Below are 2,849 nucleotides of genomic sequence, written 5' to 3'. Positions count from 1 at the left end.
GGCACAGGCGGTGCCGGTGGCACAGGCGGTGGCAGCACCAGACAGCGCACCCACTCCGCGATCGACCCGCCGTGCCGCGCCTGCGCAGCCTCGAGTGCAGCCCTCACAGGCGCGCTGAACGACACGCATCGGCGCAAGGGGAACGGACCCGGCACAGCCACAGGCGTCCCGTGCAGGCCGCGCGTGCACGCTACCCGAACCAACTGCCGCATCTGAGTATTGCTGGGGGCGCCGATTGGCATGTTGACCGTTAGCCGCTCCGGGCAGCGCTTCACAGCGGGCGGCACGGCAATGCCGGCGCCCAGACCCAAGGCAGCCGCACCTAGTACGAGCCAGTAGCGCCCACGCCCCCGGGGCAGTCCAGCAATGCAGCGGATTGGTGCGCCGCGGCCGGGCTTTGGCAGCGGCGCCGCCAGGGTCCAGCCGGCGGCGTGCAGGTCCCGCCCAACGAATGCGCACGCAGCGGGTAGATGTTGCTCGATGTGAGTGCAGATTATGGTAGACATTCCTGCGGCTCCCGCAGCTCCTGCAGCTCCTGCCACTGTTGCGCAGTCAACTGCACACCAAATGCGACATATTGCAGTACGAGTCCATTTTGGATTCCAATGCAGTTGCTGCAGTTGCGGCAGCCGGTGCAGTTGGTGCAGTCCCAGCAGCCGGTGCAGCCGGTGCAGCCTGAGCAGCGGGTGCAGTCGGTGCAGCGGGTGCAGCCAAGGCAGTCCCAGCAGCGGGTGCAGTTCCAGCAGCGGGTGCAGTCGGTGCAGTGGACGCTGCCGTTACAGTCCAAGCAGCCGGTACAGTCAAATACGGGCAGCTGCGCAATAGCAGCCGGCGTTAATGACAATAGTTCAGTCGGTGTCATGGTTTGTCTCCTTGTTATGGCGTGAATAGTGTGGCATCGCTGCCAATGAGTGATAGCCAGACGCGCTTTCCGAGTCGGTTCGCGGCCAGCTGCGCTCTGACGTCTGCTTCTTCGCGCGAAGAAGCCGAGAATGAGGACTCTACGGTGCCGGTGACGGCTCCGGAGATTTTGCTGTGGCTAATACGTCCGATAAGTAGCCGCGCGTTGTATTTGGTGGTGGTCGGGTTGGTGGTGGTCAGTTCGGTCATGATAAAAGTTATTGCATTCTTCGTGCCTGCGCAACCGGCACAGGAGGTTGCGCTTTTTCGGGGTTTTCTGGTTCGGTTTGGGTGCTGGGTGCGCCGGTTGTTTCGCGGTTGGCGCGGCATTTGTTTCGCGGTTCTAGGGCATTTCACTTCGCACCTTGTCGGTCGGACACCGGCGCCGAATCGAAGCTTTCCAACAGAAAAAACAGACGCGATAGTCTGGACGCCAGAATAGTTCCCTGCAGCTCCCCGCGCTTCACACGCTTCCACGCATCGCGCGCGTTAGTGTGCAAAGTCGAATTCTGTGCAAGACCTTCGGCCTCGGCCTCGAGTTGCGCGCGGGTGGGCAGGACGGGCGGGTGCATTTGGCTGGGCGCTGGCCGGCCGGGTGGGTGGGTGCATTTGGCTGGGCGCTCGGGGTGCCGGGGCGGGGTCGGTGGATCCGGCGAGTCCTCGCGCACTGCAGATAGGTTCACACGCGCGGACATAAGGTCACTATATGTAGCACCTATCCGGTCCGCATGCTCAGACATCGACTGCTCGACGCTGCCCTGCGTGGCGTTCGGGTACCGCGCCCAGATCTGGGCGGCGTACCCGCGAAGGAGAATCACTCTCATTGTGGCAGACATGCCCGGGGTAACTGCACACGGCGTGCCTAAACAGAAGCACACCGCCGCGGCGGCCGAGCGCAGAAGCAATATATATTGCTTTCAGACGCAATATATATTGCTTTTGCTGTACGAGCGTTCAGCAGATTACAGTGCTGATTTAGCGTTGCTATACGAGCGCACAGACGCAATACATATTGCTTTTAGTCGTGTCGCGAGAAATAAATGCTTTTTGCCGTGCGTTTATCGAAAAGGCTAATGATTTCAAACACGTTGCTGTTCTGTGAGCTCTTACTATGAAAAGTTTGCGCAACGCAGCCTACCCAGCGACCTCCAGATATGCAAAAAGGTCAAAGTGTGGCAAAAAATTCACACTATTGCACCGGCCGGCATGTAACGGTTATTGCGCCGGAAGCCCGCGGATTCGTTCCCGATTGCGCTAGCAACAGATTACTCAATATACTAAGGAGGGGACTGAGATGATTCGAAGCAGTTAATGCAGACACACCTCGAATGATCTCAGTGGGGGTCAAAAGAAATTTAGGTTTTTCGAACCGACCGCATTTTAAGTTGATTGCGCACCTTGCACGGGGGTTCGAGCTGTGCTAGTATCTGCGGATGCCTATTCACCGTCCCCATTTACCGAACAGTCCCTTGCCAACCCCTGTTGAATTCCTGGCTATTATCGCTAACGAAGATGTTAAGCGTCTGAAGCGTTTGGCTAAGCTGCTGACCGATCGTCGTAATGCTTGCTTCGATCGCACGCCAGTGCCTGTCGATCGTGAGCAACAGCTAGTCGTCCTGCTAGACATCTTGAGAGCCGTACAATGCCAACGCACAACCAAATAGTCCGTGAACGTGAACGCCGCTGGCGCGCGCTGTCGCCCGACATACGAGCCGCTGTGCGCGCTGGGCTCGTGCCCGATCTATCCGATAACAAGTTCTTGCTTGGCGCGTACGAGGCTTGGGTATCCGCGTGCAACCGATCGGGGCCGAACACGTCTAGCGTGGCATCGCAACGCGCGCGATTGTGCTCTATGCGCAAGGCTGTGCTTGACCAAGTGCCGTTTTGGTTGCGCGACACAGCTCCAAGCGCGCTGCCTGACGCCCTGCGCGCGGTAGGCATGCACGCGC

The 2,849-nt window shown here is 59.2% G+C and carries 4 protein-coding genes; 1 reads left to right on the top strand and 3 read right to left on the bottom strand.

Annotated elements, in window-relative coordinates; genetic code table 11:
- From WC683_20625 to WC683_20615, 3 genes are all read right to left on the bottom strand, one after another.
- On the bottom strand, positions 1-506 hold a 506-nt coding region (locus tag WC683_20625; GenBank protein ID MFA4975017.1), incomplete at its 3' end, for a hypothetical protein.
- A complete protein-coding gene (locus tag WC683_20620) occupies positions 494-862 on the bottom strand; it encodes a hypothetical protein (protein ID MFA4975016.1) in 369 nt (122 codons plus the stop codon). The genes WC683_20625 and WC683_20620, both read right to left, overlap by 13 nt.
- Positions 863-876: 14 nt before the next feature.
- Positions 877-1,110, bottom strand: a complete 234-nt coding sequence (locus WC683_20615; protein ID MFA4975015.1) for a hypothetical protein — start codon at positions 1,108-1,110, stop codon at positions 877-879.
- A 1,432-nt stretch (positions 1,111-2,542) separates the two neighbouring features.
- Here WC683_20615 and WC683_20610 point away from each other — a divergent pair.
- The coding region (locus tag WC683_20610; GenBank protein MFA4975014.1) for a hypothetical protein at positions 2,543-2,849 on the top strand (307 nt) is incomplete at its 3' end.

The organism is bacterium (assembly GCA_041648665.1).
Lineage (GTDB): Bacteria > UBA10199 > UBA10199 > 2-02-FULL-44-16 > JAAZCA01 > JAFGMW01.
Note: the sequence above shows the minus strand (reverse complement) of the source record. Positions and strands in the feature narration are given on the sequence as shown.

Bases quoted from the DNA above. Each gene is read 5' to 3' on its own strand.
- WC683_20620 (MFA4975016.1), bottom strand. From the start codon at position 862: ATGACACCGACTGAACTATTGTCATTAACGCCGGCTGCTATTGCGCAG.
- WC683_20615 (MFA4975015.1), bottom strand. From the start codon at position 1,110: ATGACCGAACTGACCACCACCAACCCGACCACCACCAAATACAACGCG.